Below are 21512 nucleotides of genomic sequence, written 5' to 3'. Positions count from 1 at the left end.
AAACTAAATTTGTAATCTTAAAAATAAACCTCACCTATGAAAATTTTAGCAATAGCAGGAAGTAATTCAGAAGTTTCAATGAACAAGCAGTTGGTAGCCTATGCATCAACGTTATTTGAAAATGCAGAAGTAGAAGTAATCGATTTAAACCCTTTCGAAATGCCTATCTATAAACACGAAAGAGAATTAGCAGGCGGTGTTCCACAGGAAGCTCATGATTTCGCAGCAAAAATTGACGGTGCTGATGTATTACTTGTTTCTTTGGGAGAGCACAACGGAACGTATTCTACAGCATTCAAAAATGTGTTCGACTGGGTATCCAGAATCAAAGACAGAACAGTCTGGAATGAAGTACCTATGCTATTGATGTCTACATCTCCCGGAGGTAGAGGTGGGGCAGGTGTTTTGGAAGCAGCATCAAAGCGTTTCCCTTTCCACGGAGGAAATGTGGTGGAAACTTTTTCACTTCCTTTCTTTAATGATAACTTTGATAAAGCCGCTCAGAAAATTTCTAATGAAGAGAAAGACAGTGAGTTAAAAGAAAAAATTAAGAAGATTGCAGCCATTGAAACAATCCTTGAAAAATAGAATTTGAATATTCATTTAAAATTACTATTTTTGCAAAAAGAAAAGAGATGAAAATTCAGACCTCCTATAAACAATGTTTTTCTCATAAAGGGAAAGTTGTGGGCTCTGAAATTCTGAGATAAAATAACGGCCGATAATCTGAAAAGATTGTCGGCTTTTTTGTTTTCTAAAATCGAGTATAAAAGTAATTGAAATATTAAAAGATAAGAAGACGCAAGACGTCAGATACAAGATAAGAATCATCTGAAATCTGAGATCTGAAATCCTATATCTAAAAATCTAAGCAGACATGAGCAACACTTACAAATCAGCAGGAGTAGACAAAGAAGAAGGATACAAAACGGTTGACAAGATCAAAAAAGCGGTCGGTGAAACCCACAATTCCAATGTACTGAACCACTTGGGAAGTTTTGGTGCTTTCTATGAAATCGGAGGATACAAAAATCCGGTTCTTGTATCAGGAACAGATGGAGTAGGAACAAAGCTGAAAGTAGCTTTAGATACCAAAAAATACGATTCTATCGGGGTAGATTGCTTCGCAATGTGTGCCAACGATATTCTTTGCCACGGTGCTAAACCTTTATTCTTCCTGGATTATCTGGCTTGTGGAAAGCTTGATTCAGAAATCGCTGCAGAAATCGTTTTAGGAATGGTTGCCGCTTGTAAGGATAACAACTGTGCATTGATTGGTGGTGAAACTGCTGAAATGCCTGGAATGTACCAGCCCGGAGATTATGATGTTGCAGGATTCTGTGTAGGAATCGTAGAAAAAGACCAGATCATTGACGGTTCTAAGATCAAAGCTGGAAATAAAATTATTGCGTTGCCAAGCTCAGGATTCCACTCAAACGGATTCTCTTTAGTAAGAAAAGTATTCCCGGACTTTGAAGAAGAGTTTGAAGGAAAACCATTATACGAGACGCTTTTAGTTCCTACAAGACTATACTACAAAGATATTCACAAAGTATTGGAAGAAGTAAGAGTAGAAGGAATTGCCCACATCACAGGAGGTGGTCTTTACGAAAACGTTCCAAGAATTATTCCTGAAGGACTTTGTGCTTCTATCGACGAATCAAAAATCAGAATTCCTAGTGTGATGCTTGAGCTTGAAAAAAGAGGTGGAGTGGCACGTGAAGAAATGCACGGAACATTCAACATGGGTGTAGGAATGGTAATCGTTGTAGATGCTGAACATGCTGAAAAAGTATTACACCTTTTAGATGACGCTTACGAAATCGGTGAAATCACTGAAGGAGCAGAGAAAATCAATTTGAAATTTTAAATGACATCAGATTTCAGATCTTAGATATCAGATGTAAGTCTGTAATCTTTAATCTGACATCTAACATCTGAATAATGAAGAACATTGTTGTACTCGTATCCGGTTCAGGAACCAATCTGCAGAGAATCATTGATACTATTGACTCAGGAGAAATCCGGAATGCAAAAGTAACTCTGGTGGTAGCAGACAGAGAATGTTTCGGACTGGAAAGAGCAAAGAATCACAATATAGAAAACATACTCATTCCGAGAGGAAAGAACTTCAGCAGCGAATTGGCCAAAGTAATCCCTGAAAATACAGATCTGATTGTATTGGCAGGATTTTTATCCATCTTAAAATCTGAATTCTGTGAAAACTGGAATGGTAAAATAATCAATATTCACCCGGCTTTGCTTCCGAAATTCGGAGGAAAAGGAATGTGGGGAATGAACGTTCACAATGCAGTTATTGAAGCGAAAGAAATAGAGAGTGGGGCAACTGTACATTTTGTGACACCAGGGATTGACGAAGGAGAAGCTATTCTTCAGAAGTCTTTCGAAGTAACCGCTGAGGACACTCCTGAAACGCTGGCTCAGAAAGTTCACCAGATTGAATATGAAATATTTCCGATAGCGATCAATAAGGTCCTGGGAAATGAATAAATATAACAATGTATCAGTGTACCAATTTACCAATGTTGAAGGTATTGTTACATTGCTGGACTGATACATTGTTACATTAATAAAAAGAAATCTAAGTAAAATAAAAGTAAGTTCGGAGGTGAAAGACCCGGACACAGTTTGAAATAGCTGTAAAAAGTAAAAAATTGAAAGTAAAATGAGTAAAAAGAGAGTTTTAATCAGTGTTTCTGACAAAAGTGGATTAATAGAATTCGCACAGTTTTTGGAAGCTCAGAATTATGAGTTGATCTCTACAGGAGGAACGTTCAAACATTTGAAAGACGCTGGTTTAAATCCTATTCAGATTGATGAGGTTACCAATTTCCCTGAAATGTTGGATGGAAGAGTGAAAACTTTACACCCAAAAGTTCACGGTGGATTGTTGGCTGTTCGTAACAATGAAGAGCACATGAAAACCGTTCAGGAGCACGGAATTGGTCTGATTGACATGGTAATCGTAAATCTTTATCCTTTCTTTGAAAATGTAAACAAAGACATTTCTTTACATGAAAAAGTAGAGTTTATCGATATCGGTGGACCTTCAATGCTTCGTTCTGCAGCGAAAAACTTTGATTCTGTAACAGTAATCACTGATGTTGAAGACTATGCAGCAGTGAAAATTGAAATGGAGCAAAACGGTGATACGTATATCGAAACCCGTAAAAAACTTGCAGGAAAAGTATTCAACCTTACCTCTGCATATGATGCGGCTATTTCAAGAATGCTTTTAGATGAAGAATATCCTACTTATCTGAATGCTTCTTATAAAAAAGTAGCAGATCTAAGATATGGAGAAAATCCTCACCAGACAGCAGCTTACTACGTTTCTACTTTCGAAAACGGAGCGATGAAAGACTTTGAACAGCTTGGAGGTAAAGAACTTTCTTTCAACAATCTTCGTGATATGGACCTTTGCTGGAAAGTAGTCACTGAGTTCAAAGAAGAAATGGCTTGTTGTGCCGTAAAACACTCTACCCCTTGTGGCGTTGCGATCGGAACTTCAGCATTGGAAACCTATCAGAAAACATTTGAATGTGATCCGGTTTCCATCTTTGGCGGAATTGTTGCAATGAACTATAAAATTGATGCAGCAACAGCGGAAGAGCTCAACAAAACTTTCCTTGAAATTGTAATGGCTCCTGAATTTGATGAAGAAGCTCTTGAAATTTTAAGAAAAAAGAAAAACCTGAGAATCATCAAAATCGTAAACCCTGTTTCTGACAAACAGACCTGGGTGAAAGTAGACGGAGGTATCCTTGTTCAGGATAATGACCTTCACTTCTCAGATGATATCAAAGTGGTAACTGAAGTACAGCCTACAGAAGAGCAGAAAAAAGCATTACTTTTCTCTCAGAGAGTAGTAAAATATGTGAAGTCTAATGCAATCGTAGTTTCCAACGGAATTCAGGCATTCGGTATCGGTGGCGGACAGGTAAACAGAATCTGGGCAACACAGCAGGCGATCGAAAGAGCAAAAGAAAAATTCTCAGGAGATTTAGTACTGGCTTCAGATGCATTTTTCCCTTTCCGTGATGTAGTAGATTTCTGCGCTCAGGAAGGCATCAAGGCGATTATTCAGCCAGGTGGAAGTGTAAAAGATCAGGATAGTATTGAGGCAGCAAACGAGCACAGTATTCCAATGATGTTTACAGGTGTCAGACACTTTTTCCACTAATTAAAATAGAATTAAAAAATAATTAGGGATTGTATTTTTAGCATTCAAAATTATATATTTGTAAATTAAGACTAGATAATAAATAAAGTATGAGAATATTAATCATAGGTGAAGGCGGTAGAGAATCTGCTTTAGCGGCAAAGCTTCAGAATGACTCAAGAATTTCTAAAATGTTTTTTGCCAACGGGAATGCTACTACCGATGTAATAGGGAAAAATGTTCATTTATCAGAAATCAAAGAACTTAGAGATTTCGCTATTAAAGAAAAAATTGATCTTACGATCGTAGGTCCTGAAGCTCCTCTTGTAGCAGGTATCAAGGACGAATTTAAAAAGCATGATCTTAAGGTTTTCGGGCCTACTCAAAAAGTAGCGAGCCTGGAAGGAAGTAAAGCTTTCTCTAAGAAATTTATGCAGACCTATGATATCAAAACAGCTAAAGCTGTAGTATTTGATTCATATAACGAAGCTAAAGAGTATGTGCAGACACAGCAGTATCCTTTGGTAATCAAGGCAAGTGGTTTAGCTGGCGGAAAAGGCGTTGTTATTTGTGACAACCTTGAAGAAGCTGAAGCCACAATCCACGATTTCATGATCAGAAGAATCTATGGTGATGCTGGTATTCGTTTAGTTATTGAAGAATATTTACAAGGTTTTGAAGCTTCTATCATTGCTTTCTCTAACGGAGAAAAATTATTTCCATGTGTAGCAGCAAAAGACTATAAAAAAGCTGGAAACGGAGATACAGGACCTAATACAGGAGGTATGGGTTCAGTAGCACCAAGCCCGGAATTTACTCAGGAGCACTATGCAGATTTTGAGAAAAATATCTTAGAACCTACTGTCAAAGGTCTTAAAGCTGAAGGTTTCGGATTTAAAGGAATCATCTTCTTCGGATTGATGGTAACGAAAAACGGAGCTTACCTTCTTGAATACAACATGAGATTCGGAGATCCTGAAACTCAGGTATTGATGGCGTTGATGGAAAACAATCTTCTGGATGTGATTCAGGATTGTATGGAAGGAAAAGATATTGAGCTTAAGTTTAAAGACGAAAAGGCAGTTTGTTTGGTAATGTGTTCAGGAGGATATCCGAGAAATATCGAAATAGGTTTCGAAATTACAGGAGAAGACAAACTGAAACACAGTAAACTGTTATACGCAGGAGCTGTCACCAAAGGTGATAAAGTAGTTTCCAATGGCGGTAGAGTACTGAACATTGTGGCTACAGGAGCTACTTACGAAGATGCCCGCAAGAAAGTTTACGAAGACGCAGGTCACGTACATTTCGATTACGGCTTCTATAGAGAAGACATCGGAAAGTTTTAATAAAAATCACGAAAAAAGATTTGGAGCTAATCCAAGTCTTTTTTTGTAAAACAGTTAAGTAAGCAATAAGCTTTAGGCTACAGGCAGCATGCTTATTGCGTTATAGAAAGCTTATTGCCTGAAGCCTATAGCTTAAAGCTTTTAATTTAATCATCATTTATCAATTATCAAAAATGAACAACGGTATTATTATTTTAGATTTCGGATCCCAGTACAACCAGCTTATCGGAAGAAGAATCCGTGAGATGGGCGTGTACTCTGAAATCTTGCCTTACAATACACCATTACAAGATATTTTAGCAAAACAGCCAAAAGGAATCATCCTATCCGGTGGACCAAGTTCTGTAAATGCAGAAAATGCTCACCTGGTTGAGAAAGAATTATACGAGCAGGGAGTTCCTGTATTGGGAATCTGCTACGGAATGCAGATGACGGCTCACCTTTTAGGAGGAAAAGTAAACAAAGGAGAGAAAGGAGAATACGGTAAAGCCAACTTAGAGATCGTTAAAGAAAGCTCTTTATTAAAAGGAGTTACTCAGAACTCTGTTGTTTGGATGAGCCACTTTGACGAAGTAGGAGAATTGCCTGCAGGTTTTGAATTAAATGCGAAATCAGGCGTAATTGCTTCTATCTCCAATGAAGACAAAAAAATCTTCTGCGTTCAGTTCCACCCGGAAGTTTCTCATACAGAAGAAGGAGGAAAAATGCTTGAAAATTTCGTTTTCAGCATCTGTAACTCAGAGAAAAACTGGAAACTGACTAACTATATTGAAAAAACAGTTGAGGAAATCCGTGAGAAAGTAGGAGACAACAAAGTAATCCTTGGACTTTCAGGAGGTGTAGACTCTTCTGTAGCCGCTGTTTTGATCCACAAAGCCATCGGTGATCAGTTGACTTGTATCTTCGTAGATACGGGATTATTGAGAAAGGATGAAGGGAAAAAAGTAATGGATCAGTATGGAGAGCATTTCCATATGAACATTAAAATGGTGGATGCTAAAGAAAGATTCCTTTCAAAACTAGCCGGAGTAGACGATCCTGAAGCAAAGAGAAAAATCATCGGAAACGAATTCATCCACGTATTTGACGAAGAATCTCACAAAATTGAAGGTGCTAAATTCTTAGCTCAGGGAACCATTTATCCTGACGTTATCGAAAGCCAGTCTGTTAATGGACCATCTGCAGTAATCAAGTCACACCACAACGTTGGAGGACTTCCTGAAGATATGGAATTCGAATTATTAGAGCCATTAAGAGAGCTTTTCAAGGACGAAGTAAGAAGAGTAGGAGAAGAATTGGGTATTCCTCATCACCTGGTATACAGACACCCTTTCCCAGGTCCTGGATTAGGAATCAGAGTATTGGGAGCTGTGGATGCTGAGAAAGTAAGAATTCTTCAGGAAGCTGATGATATTTTCATTGAAGAATTATACAAAAATGATCTTTATGAAAAGTATCTCAGGCATTTGTAGTACTTCTTCCTGTAAAATCTGTAGGAGTAATGGGTGATGAAAGAACTTACGAATATACAGCTGTAGTTCGTTCTGCCAATACCATCGACTTTATGACGGCAACGTGGAGCAGACTTCCTTACGAGTTCCTGGATACCGTTTCCAGCAGAATCATCAACGAAGTAAGAGGGATCAACAGAGTAGCTTACGATATTTCAAGCAAACCACCTGCAACGATTGAGTGGGAATAATTTTTGACTTGAATTTAAATATAAATCCTGCCCATTTTGGGTAGGATTTTTTTGTTAAAACTGTTTCAATGAAGAAATGATCAGTAAAATATTTAAAGCAATTAACAAGCAATATATCAGCTTGAAGAGTATATGTTTATGGAAAATGACATAACTTGTTAACATAGTACCTATTAAATAGAAGTAAATAAAACTTTTTGCTTCCTGGGGTTTTATTTCAGATGCTTAAAACAAGTTTAAATTATGCGAAACATTGACTGATGTATCAGCATAAAAGATTCTTAAAATAAACATAATGGTGACGCTTATGAGTAAAATTACTGCGTATGGTTTCATCAACTAATAAAAATTTAATTTAATCGGACAAGAATGATTTTTAATTTACATTGTAAAAATAAAAATCTTCCGCAGAAAAAGCATTCAGGTTTTCTATAAAATCAAAATAAGCATTATAAATATCAGGATCTACAGTCAAATACGGATTAGATAGCGTATCGACAATAATATATTCTATATCACGAAATGTATGCAGAATATTTTTACCTGTAAAGCATATAGCTTTTCTATAAAAATCAGAGGATAATTCAGACAGATATATCCCACAGTTTTATTTCCCAAATTTAGAATAGCAATTTTTTCTGTTTCCTTTTCTATATCAGTGCGATAAGGAAATGAAAGCGCCTCGATTACAGAACTGAAATCAGAGTGTTTCCAATAATTATTTGAGTGAACTGCTGCTTGTAAAATTTCGGTGATATCCACTGTTATATTTTGTATAAATAGTTGGGGAAGTAGTTATCTATAAGGATTTAAGTAAAATATTTTCACTAAATTTAAGTAAAATTACATCAAATGCAAATAGAAACAAGAAACCTGACCCTTCAGGATTATGATGAACTGGCGGAAACGATGAAAAGGGCCTACCCACAGATGTCGGAGTCTATATGGTCCAAAAAAAGTATTGATAAACTGACAAAAATATTCCCTAACGGACAAATTTGTATCACGGTTGACGGAAAACTCGCTGCTGTAGCGCTTTCCATTATCGTCAATTATGAAGAATTCGGGGACGATCATACCTATAGTGATATTACTGGAAATTATACATTCAATACCCATACTTCAACGGGGAATGTTCTCTACGGAATTGAAGTTTTTGTAGATCCTGAGTTTCGAGAACTGCGTTTGGGAAGAAGATTGTACGATGCACGAAAAGAACTTTGTGAGTTATTAAACCTGAAATCGATTATTCTTGGAGGCAGAATCCCCAATTATCACAAATACAGCCACGAGCTTTCTGCAAGAAATTATATCCGAAAAGTAAGAGATAAGGAGATCTATGATCCGGTATTGTCTTTCCAGCTTTCCAATAATTTTCTTCCGATAAAAATCCTGAAAAAATATCTTCCGGAAGATGAAGCTTCAAGAGAAAATGCAGTTCTTTTGCAATGGAACAATATTTATTACAGCAGAAAACCGAATACCATGCAGGATAGCATTATCCGTCTCGGATTGGTGCAATGGCAGATGAGGCATTTTAAAGATATTGAAGCTTTTTACGAGCAGGTAGAATTCTTTGTAAACGTAATGGGAGATTACAAATCTGATTTCGTCCTTTTCCCTGAGCTGTTCAACACGCCTTTACTGGCTCCCTTCAATAATCTTTCCGAAAGGGACAGTATGATAGAGCTGGCGAAGCTGACAGAGGAAATCAAAGAAAAAATTTCAGAGCTGGCCATCAGTTACAACGTCAATATTATTTCGGGAAGTATGCCTGTTTTTGAAAATAATGAATTGTACAACGTAAGCTATCTTCTTCACCGTGATGGACGTATGGATGAATACAGAAAAATTCATATTACTCCAAACGAAAAGAGATATTATGGAATGAAAGGCGGAAATGAAATCAAAGTTTTTGATACCGACTGCGGAAAAATAGGTCTTGTCATCTGCTATGACGTGGAATTTCCGGAGTTACCAAGAATTCTGGCCGATCAGGGGATGAAGATTCTGTTTGTTCCTTATCTTACAGACACTCAGAATGCCTACATGAGAGTACGCCACTGTGCCGCAGCAAGAGCCATTGAAAACGAATGCTACGTTGCCATTGCCGGTTGCGTAGGAAACCTTCCGAAGGTTAATAATATGGATATTCAGTTTGGACAGGCTGCTGTATTTACCCCTTCCGATTTTGCCTTCCCATCCAATGCCGTGAAAGGAGAAGCTACTCCCAACACAGAAATGACCCTGATTGTGGATGTAGATTTGAATCTGTTGAAAGATCTCCATCATAACGGTTCTGTTCAGGTAATGAAAGACCGAAGAAAAGACCTTTACGAAACCTACCTTAAATAAAAATATCTGCGGCAGCTCCGTTGGAGCTGCCGCAGATATTTTACTATCCAAACGGACCGAACTATCCTTTTTTAGCAGATTCTCTGATTAAATCCTGATTGTTTTTATAAACCTCATATTGTTCCGGGCTTAATATCTTTTTAAAATCTTTATCAAGGACTTTAAAATCACTTATAATAACCTTTTTTGCCTTATTGCTGTCAGCATCTTCAGGACCCGCATTTTTCTTGTTGAGACGCTTTCCAAAATCTTTCTGAACTTTCTGTACTCCTTTGAAGTTGATCTCGTATACCTGCTCAACCTGTCTTTCAGTCAGATCCAGAATAGGAACCATAATCAATGTTCTGAAAAGAGCAATCTTTTCTGCTCTGTCTTGCTTTACTACAGCCATCTGCTCAGGAGTAAGAATCTGCTCCATCGCCTGATGACGCTGGGCAATGATGCTTACAAATTCGTCAGCAATCATTTTATTATTCTGGGAACTGCTATTGTCACCGGCTTTGTTATCAAGAGCAATAAGAGCATCTGCTGTCATTTTATTGATCTCTGTAACCTTATTTGCCTGTGATTCTGTAAGCCCTAAATAACTCATTTCTTTTGTGGCCACTTCTGCAATAGATCTCGCTGATGCTACCTGTGCTTTTACTTGTGTTGTAAACAGAACTGCTGATAAAATAAGACCAGCTGAAATAATTTTTTTTAACATAGTGTTGTAATTATAGAGTTGTATTTTTTTCTTTTTAGATAGAAATAATGTGCCAGAAATTGAGGTACATAGGCATTTTTCAGGGTAAAAAAAATACCCGAAGAATATTTCTTCGGGTACCGTATAATTCTGTATAAACTCTGGTCTTACATATACTGAGGGCATACTACAGCAGGGCAGATCAGTCCAGGACATTTTGGTCTTCCGTCTGTAGGGCAGCATTGGTTTGAGCAGTTTCCGATAATGATTCCGCTTCCTGCAATTCCTTTTAACTGTTCTCTTGAAAGTTTGTTGTTTCGTAAATTTTTCATGTTTTAATACTTTTGAATTGTTTTAATTTGTACGTTGTAAATATATTAATTTTTACAATATATGATGTGATTTTATTGATATTGGTGTATTTTATTCTTTAAAATATTGATTATGTGTGAATTTTTTAATTTTTAAGCTCTGTGCATTTTGCCTGGGAAATGACATCATCAATCCCTGTATTTCCAAATTGCCTGCTTTTAAGAAAGCTTTTACATGCATTTTCCTGTTGCCCCATAGCTAGCAGCACTTCCCCACGAATATAAAGAACCGTTGGATCGTCAGAATTATATTGCAGGGATCTTTCTAAATCTTTAAGCGCAGCATCATATTGTTTTAGCAAGGCAAAAGCCGCCCCTCTGTTTCCAAATCCTTTCTGGCTCTCTTTTAAGGACAATGATGTATTGAAATCTTCAATAGCTTCAGAATAATTATCCATTCGCATTTTTATATATCCGCGGTTCAGATAATTGCTGAAATTTTTAGGTTGTTTTTCTACTGAAATATTGGCGTCAGCCAAAGCTTCATTATACATTCCCAGTTCTGCTTTAACGCCCCCTCTTTCACTATATAAATCATAGTCTAAAGGATCTCTCTCTATCGCAATATTATAATACTCCAGTGCTTTTCCAAAATCGGCCAGAGAGGAATAATAAGTAGCGTAAAAAGAATAGACCCTGCGATTTTTGGGGTCCAGTTTAAGAACTTTATCAAAATCTTCTTTCGAATTTTTAATATCCTCCAAATATAAATAAGACATTCCTCTGTAAAGATAAGAGTCAAAAGTTTTTTCTTTTTTCTCGATGGCCTTAGTAAAAAGTGAGATTGCTTCTTTGTAATGTTCATTAATATATTCCGCATATCCAAGGTTGTAATTAGACTGCCCTGAAAGGATGGAGGAAATAATGAGGAAAAAGAACAAGAGTATAGTTTTTTTCATAGGTGAAGTTATTATTGTTTTTGTTCTCGAATTTAATAAAAAATAGGAACAATTTTTGGAGTAAATTGCACCTACTATTGATACACTATGTTTGACAAGCCTCAAAGAAAACTGAAAAGATCCGCAAGACTGATTTCCGTATTAAGTAAATATGGATTCAAAGATATTCTGGCCAGAATGAATGGAAATAAGCAGGAAGAAGCTTCTGGTCATTCAGATGAAATCATTTCAAAAGGAACCGTTTATGAAAGAATAAGACTCGCTCTAGAAGAGCTGGGACCTACCTTTGTAAAATTGGGTCAGACATTTAGTAACAGGGAAGACTTATTGCCGCCGGAATTGATCCAGGAGTTACAAAAACTTCAGGACAAAGTGGATACGGTAGATATGGATGTGGAAGAAGCGCTGGAAAGTGAATTCAATATTTCCGTCAAAGATTATTTCCGTGAAATTCAGAAAAAACCTTTGGCTACGGCTTCCATTGCACAGGTGTACAAAGCTGTTCTGTTGGATGGCAGTCCGGTAATTTTAAAGTTGAGAAAACCTGATGTTCAGTCTGTCATTGAAGATGATTTACTGTTGATTAAAGATATTGAAAAGCTGATATCCACTTATTCGGAGATAGGAGAAAAACTCAATCTGAAACAGGCTATTTCTACCTTTGAAAGATCTTTACTCGAAGAAGTCTCTCTGATCAATGAAAAAATAATATCCAGCAGTTCCGTCTGAATTTTAAGAACAATAAAGAAACATACGTTCCTAAAGTGTACGAAGAATTTTCCAACAACAATATTCTTTGTATGGAATTTATTGATGGAATCAAAGTAACCGATAAATCTGTTCTTTTGGCCAATGATATCGATCCTGTAAAGGTTTCAGAAACAGGATTGAGACTCTTTGTATCACAGATTTTAGACTATGGGTTTTTCCATGCCGATCCTCATGCCGGAAATATTTTAGTAAGAAAAGACGGCAGAATTGTTTTCATCGATTTCGGAGCAGTAGGGAAAATTCAGCCTAATGATAAAGAAATTCTTGAAAATCTTATTGTCAGTTTTGTCGCTAAAAATTCGCATAAAATAGTCCGTTCACTCAAAAAAATGGCCATAAGCTATGAAATTCCGGACGAAAGAAGGTTTGAAAATGATGTGGATGATATTCTGAATTTTGTTCACAGCTCGTCATTACAGGATATCAATGTACAGGTGATTATCAACAAGATGAAGGATATATTGAAAGACAACAGGCTTTATATGCCGGATTATTTCTATCTTCTGTTCAAAGGAATCAGCCTGATAGAAGGAGTGGGAAGGAGTATTAATCCTGATCTTGATATTGTTAAAAGTCTTCACCCTTACACCAAAAAGATTTTTACCAAGAAAATCAGTCCTAAAAATCTTTTGAAAACAGGGATGGACCGGATGATGAATTTCACTGATAATGTGGATGAAATTCCGAAAGAGCTCCGTTCCGTTCTTCAAAAGCTGGATGAAAATAAATTTACGGTTTCCAGTGAAATCAAAAATATAGATAAGACCAACCAACTGATCAAATCCAGTGTCATCAATCTGATTCTGGCTATGGTTTTAGGAGCAAATATCATTGCCACAGCCATTGTCTTTTCTTCCGAGTCCGGACCAAGAATCGGAGAACTGTCATTAGTAGCAGTTTTAGGCTTTATCTTTTCAATCCTTTTAGTTATAATCCTCCTGCTAAGAGTAACCAGAAAATAATACACGCATTATGTGATTTGACTTGCATAGTTGACGTTATAATGCAGGATGAAAAATTGTAAAATCTTTAACTTTTAACTTATAAATCGTAACCCGAACGCCGAAACTCGTAACTAAACCAACAATGAAAACACTTATTATAACAACAATCACCTTATTCAGCTCATATTGTATGGCTCAACAGGGACGTGAAGAGAAACTTCAGGGAGATTTTGACGGAAACGGAACAAAAGAATACGCCTATACAAAAGTCAGCGACTGTGGTGACGAATGTGAAGGAAAGTGTGAAACAACCATTTATTTCAGTGATAAAAACATAAAACCTATAACCATTACACCTGCAAACCAGGGAAGTCTGTATAATTTGGGAGATCTTAATGGTGATGGGAAGGAAGAGATCGGATTTTATCCCAATTGGTGTACCAGCTGCTGGCATCCTTTTTATGTGTATACTTTAAGTAAAACGGGCTGGAAACCATTATTGCCTTCTATTTCAACGCATTGTAATCAGTGGGAAGAGGATCAATTCCCCATCAAAAAAGATCCTAAAAAGAAAGGATATGTTATTATTACCTCCAGTAAATGGGAAGATGATGATATTAAAATCAAAGTCAATAGTGTAAAGGTAAATGAGTAATTAATTTGTTGCTGGTTGTTATTTGTTGCTAGAAACATCAGTGTATTTGGTAGTAATTCCCTATAATCAGATAGCTACTCTCTGCAACCTGCTGGCTAATATCTGCCAACTCAAATTTTCAACTTGTAATTAAATACCTATCTTTGCAAAATGGAAAAACTCACTTTTGCGGATTTTGACCTTCCGGTTAAAATTCTTGATGTTTTAGCGGATCTGGAATTATTTGAACCTACTCCCATTCAGGAGAAGAGCTTAAAGCCTATTCTTTCGGGAAGGGATGTAATGGGAATTGCACAGACCGGAACCGGAAAAACATTGGCTTATCTTTTACCCGTTCTGAAAACATGGAAATACAGTAAGACAGGAAATCCAACTGTTTTGGTGCTTGTTCCTACAAGAGAATTGGTAGTACAGGTGACTGAAATCCTTGAAAAACTGACGGAAAATATTACTGCAAGAGTAATCGGAATATACGGTGGAAAAAATATCAATACTCAAAAACTATTGTTCAATGATGGTTGTGATATTCTGGTAGGAACACCGGGAAGAGTGATGGACCTTTCCATAGACAATGCAATCTCTCTGAAGGAAGTTCAGAAGCTGATCATTGACGAATTTGATGAGATGCTTAACCTTGGTTTCAGACCACAGCTTACCCACATTTTTGAAATGATGAAGGAGAAAAGACAGAATATTCTTTTCTCAGCTACTATGACAGAAGCAGTAGATGATATGTTGGATGAATATTTTGCAAGTCCGGTAGAAATTTCATTGGCAAAATCAGGAACTCCACTTGAAAAAATTGAACAGACAGGGTACAAAGTTGAAAACTTTAATACTAAAATCAATTTACTTGAGCATTTGCTGAAGAATGATGCAGATATGTCCAAAGTATTGATTTTTAACAATAATAAAAGGCATGCTGATCTGCTCTTTACTAAAATCAATGAGCTTTTCCCTGAACAGTTTGATGTGATTCACTCCAACAAATCACAGAACTACAGACTAAAAGCGATGAAAAGCTTTGAAAATGAAGAGATCAGAGGTTTGATTACTACCGATGTAATGGCAAGAGGTCTTGATATCTCAAACATTACGCATGTAATCAATTTTGAGACCCCTGAAGTTCCCGAGCAGTATATCCACAGAATCGGTAGAACGGGTAGAGCAGATAAAGAAGGAAAAGCTTTGGTTTTTGTAACGAAAAAAGAAGAACCTTTACTGCTTGATATCGAGCTGTTGATGGATAAGGAATTGAAATTTAATGAATTCCCTGAAGGTGTTAAGATCAATCCTAAGAAGATTGCTGCCGAAGAAGATCAGGTAGTGATGAAAAATCCTGTACAGGTAAAACTGAACGAAGGAGGCGGAGCATTTCACGAGAAAAAGGCTAAAAATACCAAAGAAAACTGGGGTGGACCTTCTAAAAGAAAAGCTCCTAAGAAGTTTGGAGCCAACAGAGCGCAGCAGAAAGCAATATCAAAGTCGAAAAGAAAGAAATAAAATAAAAAAACGATTCCAATTCAGGAATCGTTTTTTTATTTTTAATCGAATTTGATATTATTTTTTTGTTATGGGTTGAGTTTACTTCAAATAAGGAGTGATTATCCTGGCCCAGATTTTATATCCTTCCGGCTTAAAATGAAGCATATCTTCCACAAAAATATCTTTTCTTACCTTTCCGTTGGCATCTTCCATTGCTTTGGTAACATCAATAAATTCTGCGTTTGGTTCTTTTTTCATAAAAGCAGCAATCTTTTTGTTGGCGATTTTCATCTGTGGCCAGATCACTTCTCGGCTCGGCGAATATTTGATGGAGATATAATCTACTTCAATATCAGGAAATCGCTCACGTATCTTTTTGTAGAAAGCTTTGAATCGGTCAACGACTACTTTGGCTTTTAGCTTATGATTATCAGCAAAATCATTTTCACCACAATAAATAATGATCTGTTTGGGTTGGTAAGGTGCTAGGAGATCATTTGCAAAATTATTAAGGTCTGTAAGTCTGGATCCCCCGAAACCTCTGTTGATGATTGTTTTGCCGGGAAAATAATCCGCTACATCCGTCCATTTGGTGAATGAGGAACTTCCGATAAATAAAATAGCATCCTTTTGAGGCGGATTTTGCTGGTCCAGCTTTTTAAATTCCTGGATGTCCTGCCAGAACATCGGTTTTTTTTCCTGAGAAAAGGCAATAGCAAAGTACAGCAATAGAAATGCTGATAGAATCTTCTTCATTATATTCAGTTTTAAATTAGATATAAAAGTAATAAAAAACTCCCGATTAGCGGGAGTTTATATTTTATCTTTTGTAGGTAACGTAAGGGATATCCGGAATTTTATCTCCATTCATATCAAAGATCCCTGACTGCTGGGCAAGTTTAAGATCTTTGGCTGTTAACATATCAATTCTGTAATTGACAGATCCTTCGTCGCCAAGTTTAATTCCAATAATTTTTGAATCGGCATCGTAGGTATATCTTCCTTCAGTTTTGGGAGCTGGAGTACAGTTGGCCCCTTCTCCCGTATACGCCGTGTAGCTCACATAATAATCTGTTCTTAAGAAAAGAGTATTTTTGGTTGCACATCCGGTTAACGTTTCAGTATAAAGCACTGTTTTATTATCTTTTCCGGAAATTACTTCCCTTTTAACTTCCTTCCAATCTCCTTTCATGATATCCATATCATAAGCTTCAAGATTATCATCTTTACAAGAAGTAAGCGCCAGGGCAGAAAAGGCAAATAAAAGTAGCTGTTTTTTCATTTTCACAAATTTAAGAATATGCTAAAATATAAATAAATTTGAAATATCTATAATGAAATAATGATTTTTTAAACGAATGTTTGTAAATTAAATAATTTTATGAATATTGTGATGAGAGATACAAGTTTCAGGGTTTATATATTCAACTTTAAAATTAATATAAACACTGTCATCCGAATCTCGAAATAACATAGCTCGAACCTCGTGCCCTGTATCCCCAATCCCTTAATAACTCATTTCTACAATCTTATAAGCATCCTGCGGAGTCAGTTTTTTGTATTCTCCAAGTCCCAGCCAGTTTCTTTCTGTAAAGGCTTTTTCAACCTTTTCAGCTGTTCCTTTAAAGTCTTCCGTATATTCGGAAAGCTTGGTTTTGATGTGAAGACTGTGGAAAAATTCTTCCAGTTTTTTAATACCCAGTTCAGCTTTTTCCTCTACGCTTCCGTCTTTGATTCCCCAAACTCTTTCAGCGTACTGGGCCAGTTTTCCTTTTTTATCTTCAAAGTTGTAACGGTAATGAGAAGGAGCAATAATTGCCAGTGTTCTTGCATGATCAATACCGAAGTAAGCCGTCAGCTCGTGCCCCATTGCATGTACTGCCCAGTCTGTAATCACTCCCTTCTGGATCAGGCCGTTTAAAGCCATTGTACAGCACCACATAAAGTTTCCGGCAGCATCGTAGTTGAAATCATCAGCCAATACTTTAGGAGCAGTTTCCTGCAGGCTGATCAGAATGCTTTCTGCAATTCTTTCCTGAAGGTCTGCAGAAGAAGGAGCAGTCATATATTGTTCCAAAACGTGAGTGTAGGCATCAGTAATTCCGTTCACGATCTGGTTTTTAGGGATAGTTCTGATCACTTCCGGATCCAGAACAGAAAACTGTGGGAAAAGTCCTGGTCCTCCCGAAGATAATTTTTCATGGGTTTCTCTTCTTGAGATCACATATCCGGAATTCATTTCTGAACCTGTTGCAGGCAGTGTCAGAATGCTTCCAAAAGGCATTCCTTCTCCTTCAAATGTTCTTACCGACTTTCTCAGGATATCCCATGGCTCACCGTCATAATTGGCTGCTGCAGAAAGAAATTTTGTGCCGTCAATCACAGATCCGCCACCTACAGCGAGAAGGTAAGTAATATTTTTCTCTTTGATAAAATTTAAAGCATTGATCAGAACTTCATATTCAGGGTTGGCAGGAACTCCGCCAAACTCATATAATTCATGTCCTTTTAAAGCCTCTTTTACCTGATCGTAAACACCATTATTTTTGATGCTTCCGCCACCGTAAATCATTAATATTCTTGCATCTTGAGGAATTTCTTTGGAAATTTTAGCGATTTCACCTTTCCCGAAAAGTATTTTTGTTGGATTTTTAAACTCGAAATTAAGCATTGTTCTAAATTTATTTTAAGTCAAATTTACGGAATGAAAAAGGAAAAGTGAGTTAATGAAATTTTAAAATTGCTATTATTCATTTTTATGAAAGCTATTGCTTTGAACTTCTTTGATTAATGTTTTTTATTGCTTTCTAATCCAAATGCGATGTTTCAGGAGAAAGATAGGCTTTTGCTCTTTTTATAAAGGCTTCCTTATCTTTTTTGATCTCTTCCAGTAATTTTTTCCGGTCATCAGGGATCGTGAGATACCGATCACCCCAAAGGTTGATTTCAACGATCACGGGGATAAGATCAATCCCTTTCTGAGTTAGAAAATAAAGAATTTTCAACTTGCTGTCTGGATGGTCTTTTTTATCAATTATCCCATTGTCTAAAAGGTTTTGCAGTCTTGTGACCAGAATGTTGGTAGCTATTTTTTCATCTGCCTTAAGAAAGTCACCATAAGTACATTCCTTTTTCAGCATAAGGTCTCTAATAATAAGCAGAGACCATTTGTCACCCCACATTTCCAGTGAACAGCTGATCGGGCAGTCGGATCGTTTTTTACTCATTTTGTTAATTTTAAAATAATGCTTGCAAAATGAAAGTGTTTATTATAATTTTGCTTTTATTTTGCAAGTAAATTTAATCATAAAAATTAATAAATCAAATGGATCATTATGACATTGCCGTAATTGGCTCAGGACCCGGCGGATACGTAGCGGCGATACGAAGCGCCCAGTTGGGATACAAAACCGTGATTATAGAAAAGTATGATACATTGGGAGGAACATGTACCAATGTGGGCTGTATTCCGACTAAAGCATTATTGGACAGCACTCATCATTATGCTGAAGCACAGCATCAATTCAAGGAACATGGGATCAGGCTGGATACTATTGAACTGGATTTTTCCCAAATGTATAAAAGAAAAGCAGAGGTGGTTTCAAAAAATACAGGAGGGCTGGACTTTTTAATGAATAAAAATAAAATTACAAGGTTAAAAGGGACAGCAAGTTTCATCAATAATTCTACCCTAAAAATTCTCAGTGAATCTGGAATTAAAGAGATTACTGCACAGCATTATATAATTGCTACAGGCTCAAAACCATCAACTATTCCAGGAGTAGATATTGATAAAAAAAGGATTATTACTTCCACAAAAGCCCTTTCTTTGCAGGAAAAACCGGAATCTATGGTAATCATAGGCGGTGGAGTGATAGGAGTGGAAATGGCATCTATTTTCAACCGCATCGGAACGAAAGTAACTATTCTGGAATATGCCGATCATCTGATTTCCACCATGGACCATGAGTTGGGAAAAAGCATGCAGAAGATTCTTAAAAAAGAAGGAATTGATATCCGTCTCAATCAATCTGTATATAAAACCCAGAATGTAGGCTCTAAGGGCAAAGTCTTTTTTAAAGATAAAAACGGAACAGAAGGTGAACTGGAAGCAGATTATATATTGGTAGCAGTGGGAAGAAGCCCTTATGTAAAAGGTTTGGGTCTTGAAAATACGGATGTACAGCTGGACGAGAGAGGTTTTATTAAAATAAATGAAAACAATCAGACTTCAGTGCCTGCTATCTATGCAATAGGAGATGTTATCGGGGGAACAATGTTGGCTCACAAAGCGGAAGAAGAAGGTGTTTTTGTAGCAGAAACCATTAACGGACAAAAACGTCATATTCATTATAATCGTATTCCTTCAGTGGTGTATACGTGGCCTGAAGTAGCTTCAGTAGGATATACGGAAGAATACATGAAACAGAATAATATCGCATATAATACAGGGAAATTCCCTTTTTCTGCCAGCGCAAGAGCCCGTGCTTCAATGGATATGGAAGGTTTTGCCAAAGTTTTGGTTGATCCGAAATATGGAGAAGTGCTGGGAGTTCACATTATTGGAGCCAGAGCTGCAGATTTGATTGCTCAGGGTGTTATCGCTCAGGAATATGAGGTGACTGCAGAAGATATGTTCCGTATTTCCTATGCCCATCCAACCTATTCTGAAACTTTAAAAGAGGCTTATTTGATTGCTTCAGGACAGGGAGCAATTAATATATAAAGAAGTACTATTAAATTTGAACCATTAAGATTTTTGAAGAATGTAAGAATAATTAAGATTCATCTGAGATGACAATAAAAAGCAAAGCTCAATACAATAGCTTTAGCCATTCCCTTAACTATCCTTATCAATTTTAAAAATCTTAATGGATTATTTGCGTTTTCAAAAGAATCACAAAGAATTACAGTTTTCATCCTTCGCATACACGCCATTGCTTTTTGCCTCCAGTTTTCCTGTTTTTCTGTTGATTTTAACCCAAAAAGATTCTTTCACAGCCGGACAACCCTTAGATTGCATGAGGTACATTGAAATATAGCGGTCTTCAATTTTATATGATCCGGTAAAGCGATTACTGGTATCCACCGAATACCCATATGTTTTTGCCAGTAAAATAGCTTCCGGAAGATTGTCTACTGTTCCGATAAAATCTCTTAACTGCTGTTCACTGGAAAAGTAAACCGATCTTTCATTCTTACATGCCAGAATGTATGAGAAGCAGTTGTTCCCAATACACTTCTGGAAAAAACCTTTTTCAGGAACTGGTTCATTAATGGTCATAAAGTCAGGAGCCTGGCTTTCATAGAGTACTGATTTTTCATAGTCCGCATCATTACTCAGAACACGCCAGTAAGCATAGTCTTTATCAGGAACAATGAAAGGATAGAGATATTCTACTGTATCAAGAATATCAGGAATTTTTTTATAATCATCAGGAACCTTGATCTGGCTGTAAAGCAGATTGGAGAGAATCAGGGAAAATGCGATGATTACTTTCATAGAGAGTGGGTTTCCGGTGCAAATGTAAGAAAGAGAATTATTCCAGTACAATTTTATAATATCCTTTTTCAGCAGTTACATCAATATCTATACCTGTAAACGTTAATTTATTAATTTGATAGCCATCACACCCTCCGTTAAATTCTGATGATTGTATTGAAAAGTCTAAGTCTTTAATATTAGAAAAGAATTTATACTTTTTTGTTCCATTATAGGCACCTACATTTTCTACAATGATCATATTGTCAGATGTTTTGGATAGTTGGACACTATTGTTATCTTCGTCCTGAACTGAATAAGTGGTCAATGTTCCATTGGCAATAAGATTTTCATCATTAGAATCCACAAACTTAAAAAGGATCGGCAGAGGTGGATTGTAACAATCTTTTTCACAAGAGATGAAAAGAAGGGCTACGAGTAAAAAAGTAAATATTTTTTTCATGGATGATGGATGGTGTGAAGAGTAAAGTTAATCAAAATTATATTAAATCTGAATGAGTAAAAATGGATTTCTATAATTTTAAAATCTATACAAGTATTCCATAGTTAATCGTTTGTTTACTCTGGAAAAAGTATTTATAAAATTTTTTAAAAAATAGTTTTCATCTTT

20 protein-coding genes and 1 pseudogene are annotated in these 21512 nt (G+C 36.5%); 12 read left to right on the top strand and 9 right to left on the bottom strand.

Translation table 11 applies throughout. The features are described from left to right. The first annotated feature begins 36 nt into the window (after positions 1 to 36). From KBP46_RS06690 to KBP46_RS06660, 7 genes and pseudogenes are all read left to right on the top strand, one after another. Positions 37 to 588 (top strand): NADPH-dependent FMN reductase, encoded by a 552-nt coding sequence (locus KBP46_RS06690; protein WP_062670816.1) that lies wholly within the window; start codon positions 37 to 39, stop codon positions 586 to 588. A 289-nt stretch (positions 589 to 877) separates the two neighbouring features. After that, positions 878 to 1870 (top strand): phosphoribosylformylglycinamidine cyclo-ligase, encoded by a 993-nt coding sequence (purM, locus tag KBP46_RS06685; protein ID WP_062670814.1) that lies wholly within the window; start codon positions 878 to 880, stop codon positions 1868 to 1870. A 74-nt stretch (positions 1871 to 1944) separates the two neighbouring features. After that, on the top strand, positions 1945 to 2511 hold the full coding sequence (gene purN / locus KBP46_RS06680; RefSeq protein ID WP_120230574.1) for a phosphoribosylglycinamide formyltransferase: 567 nt from the start codon (positions 1945 to 1947) through the stop codon (positions 2509 to 2511). A 175-nt stretch (positions 2512 to 2686) separates the two neighbouring features. Then, on the top strand, positions 2687 to 4204 hold the full coding sequence (gene purH / locus KBP46_RS06675; RefSeq protein WP_062670810.1) for a bifunctional phosphoribosylaminoimidazolecarboxamide formyltransferase/IMP cyclohydrolase: 1518 nt from the start codon (positions 2687 to 2689) through the stop codon (positions 4202 to 4204). A gap of 89 nt (positions 4205 to 4293) precedes the next feature. Beyond that, entirely contained in the window at positions 4294 to 5532 is a 1239-nt protein-coding gene (gene purD, locus KBP46_RS06670; protein ID WP_062670807.1) for a phosphoribosylamine--glycine ligase, read from the top strand. Positions 5533 to 5705: 173 nt separating this feature from the next. After that, positions 5706 to 7234 (top strand): annotated as a pseudogene (guaA, locus tag KBP46_RS06665) (glutamine-hydrolyzing GMP synthase). An 852-nt stretch (positions 7235 to 8086) separates the two neighbouring features. Then, positions 8087 to 9589, top strand: coding sequence for a carbon-nitrogen hydrolase family protein (locus KBP46_RS06660; protein ID WP_062670801.1), 1503 nt, complete (start codon positions 8087 to 8089; stop codon positions 9587 to 9589). A 61-nt stretch (positions 9590 to 9650) separates the two neighbouring features. Here the strand turns inward: KBP46_RS06660 and KBP46_RS06655 are convergent, their stop codons facing one another. The 3 genes from KBP46_RS06655 to KBP46_RS06645 all read right to left on the bottom strand — a co-directional run bounded on the left by KBP46_RS06655 (position 9651) and on the right by KBP46_RS06645 (position 11544). Continuing rightward, the gene (locus tag KBP46_RS06655; RefSeq protein ID WP_216444969.1) at positions 9651 to 10295 is read right to left on the bottom strand and encodes a hypothetical protein; all 645 of its coding nucleotides are present in this window, start codon (positions 10293 to 10295) and stop codon (positions 9651 to 9653) included. A gap of 146 nt (positions 10296 to 10441) precedes the next feature. Continuing rightward, the gene (locus KBP46_RS06650) at positions 10442 to 10606 is read right to left on the bottom strand and encodes a hypothetical protein (protein WP_167497813.1); all 165 of its coding nucleotides are present in this window, start codon (positions 10604 to 10606) and stop codon (positions 10442 to 10444) included. A 125-nt stretch (positions 10607 to 10731) separates the two neighbouring features. After that, the gene (locus KBP46_RS06645; RefSeq protein WP_120230578.1) at positions 10732 to 11544 is read right to left on the bottom strand and encodes a tetratricopeptide repeat protein; all 813 of its coding nucleotides are present in this window, start codon (positions 11542 to 11544) and stop codon (positions 10732 to 10734) included. An 87-nt stretch (positions 11545 to 11631) separates the two neighbouring features. Between KBP46_RS06645 and KBP46_RS23580 the strand changes: the two genes are divergently transcribed. The 4 genes from KBP46_RS23580 (at position 11632) to KBP46_RS06630 (ending at position 15417) form a co-directional block, all read left to right on the top strand. After that, complete coding sequence (locus KBP46_RS23580; protein ID WP_253297231.1) at positions 11632 to 12273, top strand: AarF/UbiB family protein; 642 nt, start codon at positions 11632 to 11634, stop codon at positions 12271 to 12273. Positions 12274 to 12308: 35 nt separating this feature from the next. Further along, the gene (locus KBP46_RS23575) at positions 12309 to 13277 is read left to right on the top strand and encodes an AarF/ABC1/UbiB kinase family protein (protein WP_253297230.1); all 969 of its coding nucleotides are present in this window, start codon (positions 12309 to 12311) and stop codon (positions 13275 to 13277) included. A gap of 124 nt (positions 13278 to 13401) precedes the next feature. Beyond that, on the top strand, positions 13402 to 13914 hold the full coding sequence (locus KBP46_RS06635; RefSeq protein ID WP_228432247.1) for a hypothetical protein: 513 nt from the start codon (positions 13402 to 13404) through the stop codon (positions 13912 to 13914). A gap of 150 nt (positions 13915 to 14064) precedes the next feature. Continuing rightward, positions 14065 to 15417, top strand: coding sequence for a DEAD/DEAH box helicase (locus KBP46_RS06630; protein WP_120230580.1), 1353 nt, complete (start codon positions 14065 to 14067; stop codon positions 15415 to 15417). Between the two features lie 81 nt (positions 15418 to 15498). Here the strand turns inward: KBP46_RS06630 and KBP46_RS06625 are convergent, their stop codons facing one another. The 4 genes from KBP46_RS06625 to KBP46_RS06610 all read right to left on the bottom strand — a co-directional run bounded on the left by KBP46_RS06625 (position 15499) and on the right by KBP46_RS06610 (position 18626). Next, a complete protein-coding gene (locus KBP46_RS06625) occupies positions 15499 to 16155 on the bottom strand; it encodes a GDSL-type esterase/lipase family protein (RefSeq protein WP_216444968.1) in 657 nt (218 codons plus the stop codon). 64 nt (positions 16156 to 16219) lie between these two features. Beyond that, positions 16220 to 16681, bottom strand: a complete 462-nt coding sequence (locus KBP46_RS06620; RefSeq protein WP_216444967.1) for a lipocalin family protein — start codon at positions 16679 to 16681, stop codon at positions 16220 to 16222. A gap of 225 nt (positions 16682 to 16906) precedes the next feature. Then, positions 16907 to 18070, bottom strand: coding sequence for an iron-containing alcohol dehydrogenase (locus KBP46_RS06615; RefSeq protein ID WP_120230582.1), 1164 nt, complete (start codon positions 18068 to 18070; stop codon positions 16907 to 16909). Between the two features lie 136 nt (positions 18071 to 18206). Continuing rightward, a complete protein-coding gene (locus KBP46_RS06610; RefSeq protein ID WP_216444966.1) occupies positions 18207 to 18626 on the bottom strand; it encodes a helix-turn-helix domain-containing protein in 420 nt (139 codons plus the stop codon). Between the two features lie 98 nt (positions 18627 to 18724). Between KBP46_RS06610 and lpdA the strand changes: the two genes are divergently transcribed. Further along, positions 18725 to 20125 carry a dihydrolipoyl dehydrogenase gene (gene lpdA / locus KBP46_RS06605; RefSeq protein ID WP_216444965.1) on the top strand — a complete coding sequence of 467 codons (1401 nt, stop codon included), beginning with the start codon at positions 18725 to 18727 and terminating at the stop codon, positions 20123 to 20125. A 171-nt stretch (positions 20126 to 20296) separates the two neighbouring features. Here the strand turns inward: lpdA and KBP46_RS06600 are convergent, their stop codons facing one another. Both KBP46_RS06600 and KBP46_RS06595 read right to left on the bottom strand, forming a co-directional pair. Next, on the bottom strand, positions 20297 to 20902 hold the full coding sequence (locus KBP46_RS06600) for a hypothetical protein (protein ID WP_253297229.1): 606 nt from the start codon (positions 20900 to 20902) through the stop codon (positions 20297 to 20299). Positions 20903 to 20939: 37 nt separating this feature from the next. After that, positions 20940 to 21344, bottom strand: a complete 405-nt coding sequence (locus tag KBP46_RS06595; RefSeq protein ID WP_123277970.1) for a hypothetical protein — start codon at positions 21342 to 21344, stop codon at positions 20940 to 20942. Positions 21345 to 21512: the final 168 nt, after the last annotated feature.

Origin of the sequence: Chryseobacterium sp. PCH239, from assembly GCF_018924625.1 — a bacterium.
Taxonomy (GTDB): Bacteria; Bacteroidota; Bacteroidia; order Flavobacteriales; family Weeksellaceae; genus Chryseobacterium; species Chryseobacterium cucumeris.
This window is presented reverse-complemented; position numbering and strand designations above follow the sequence as displayed.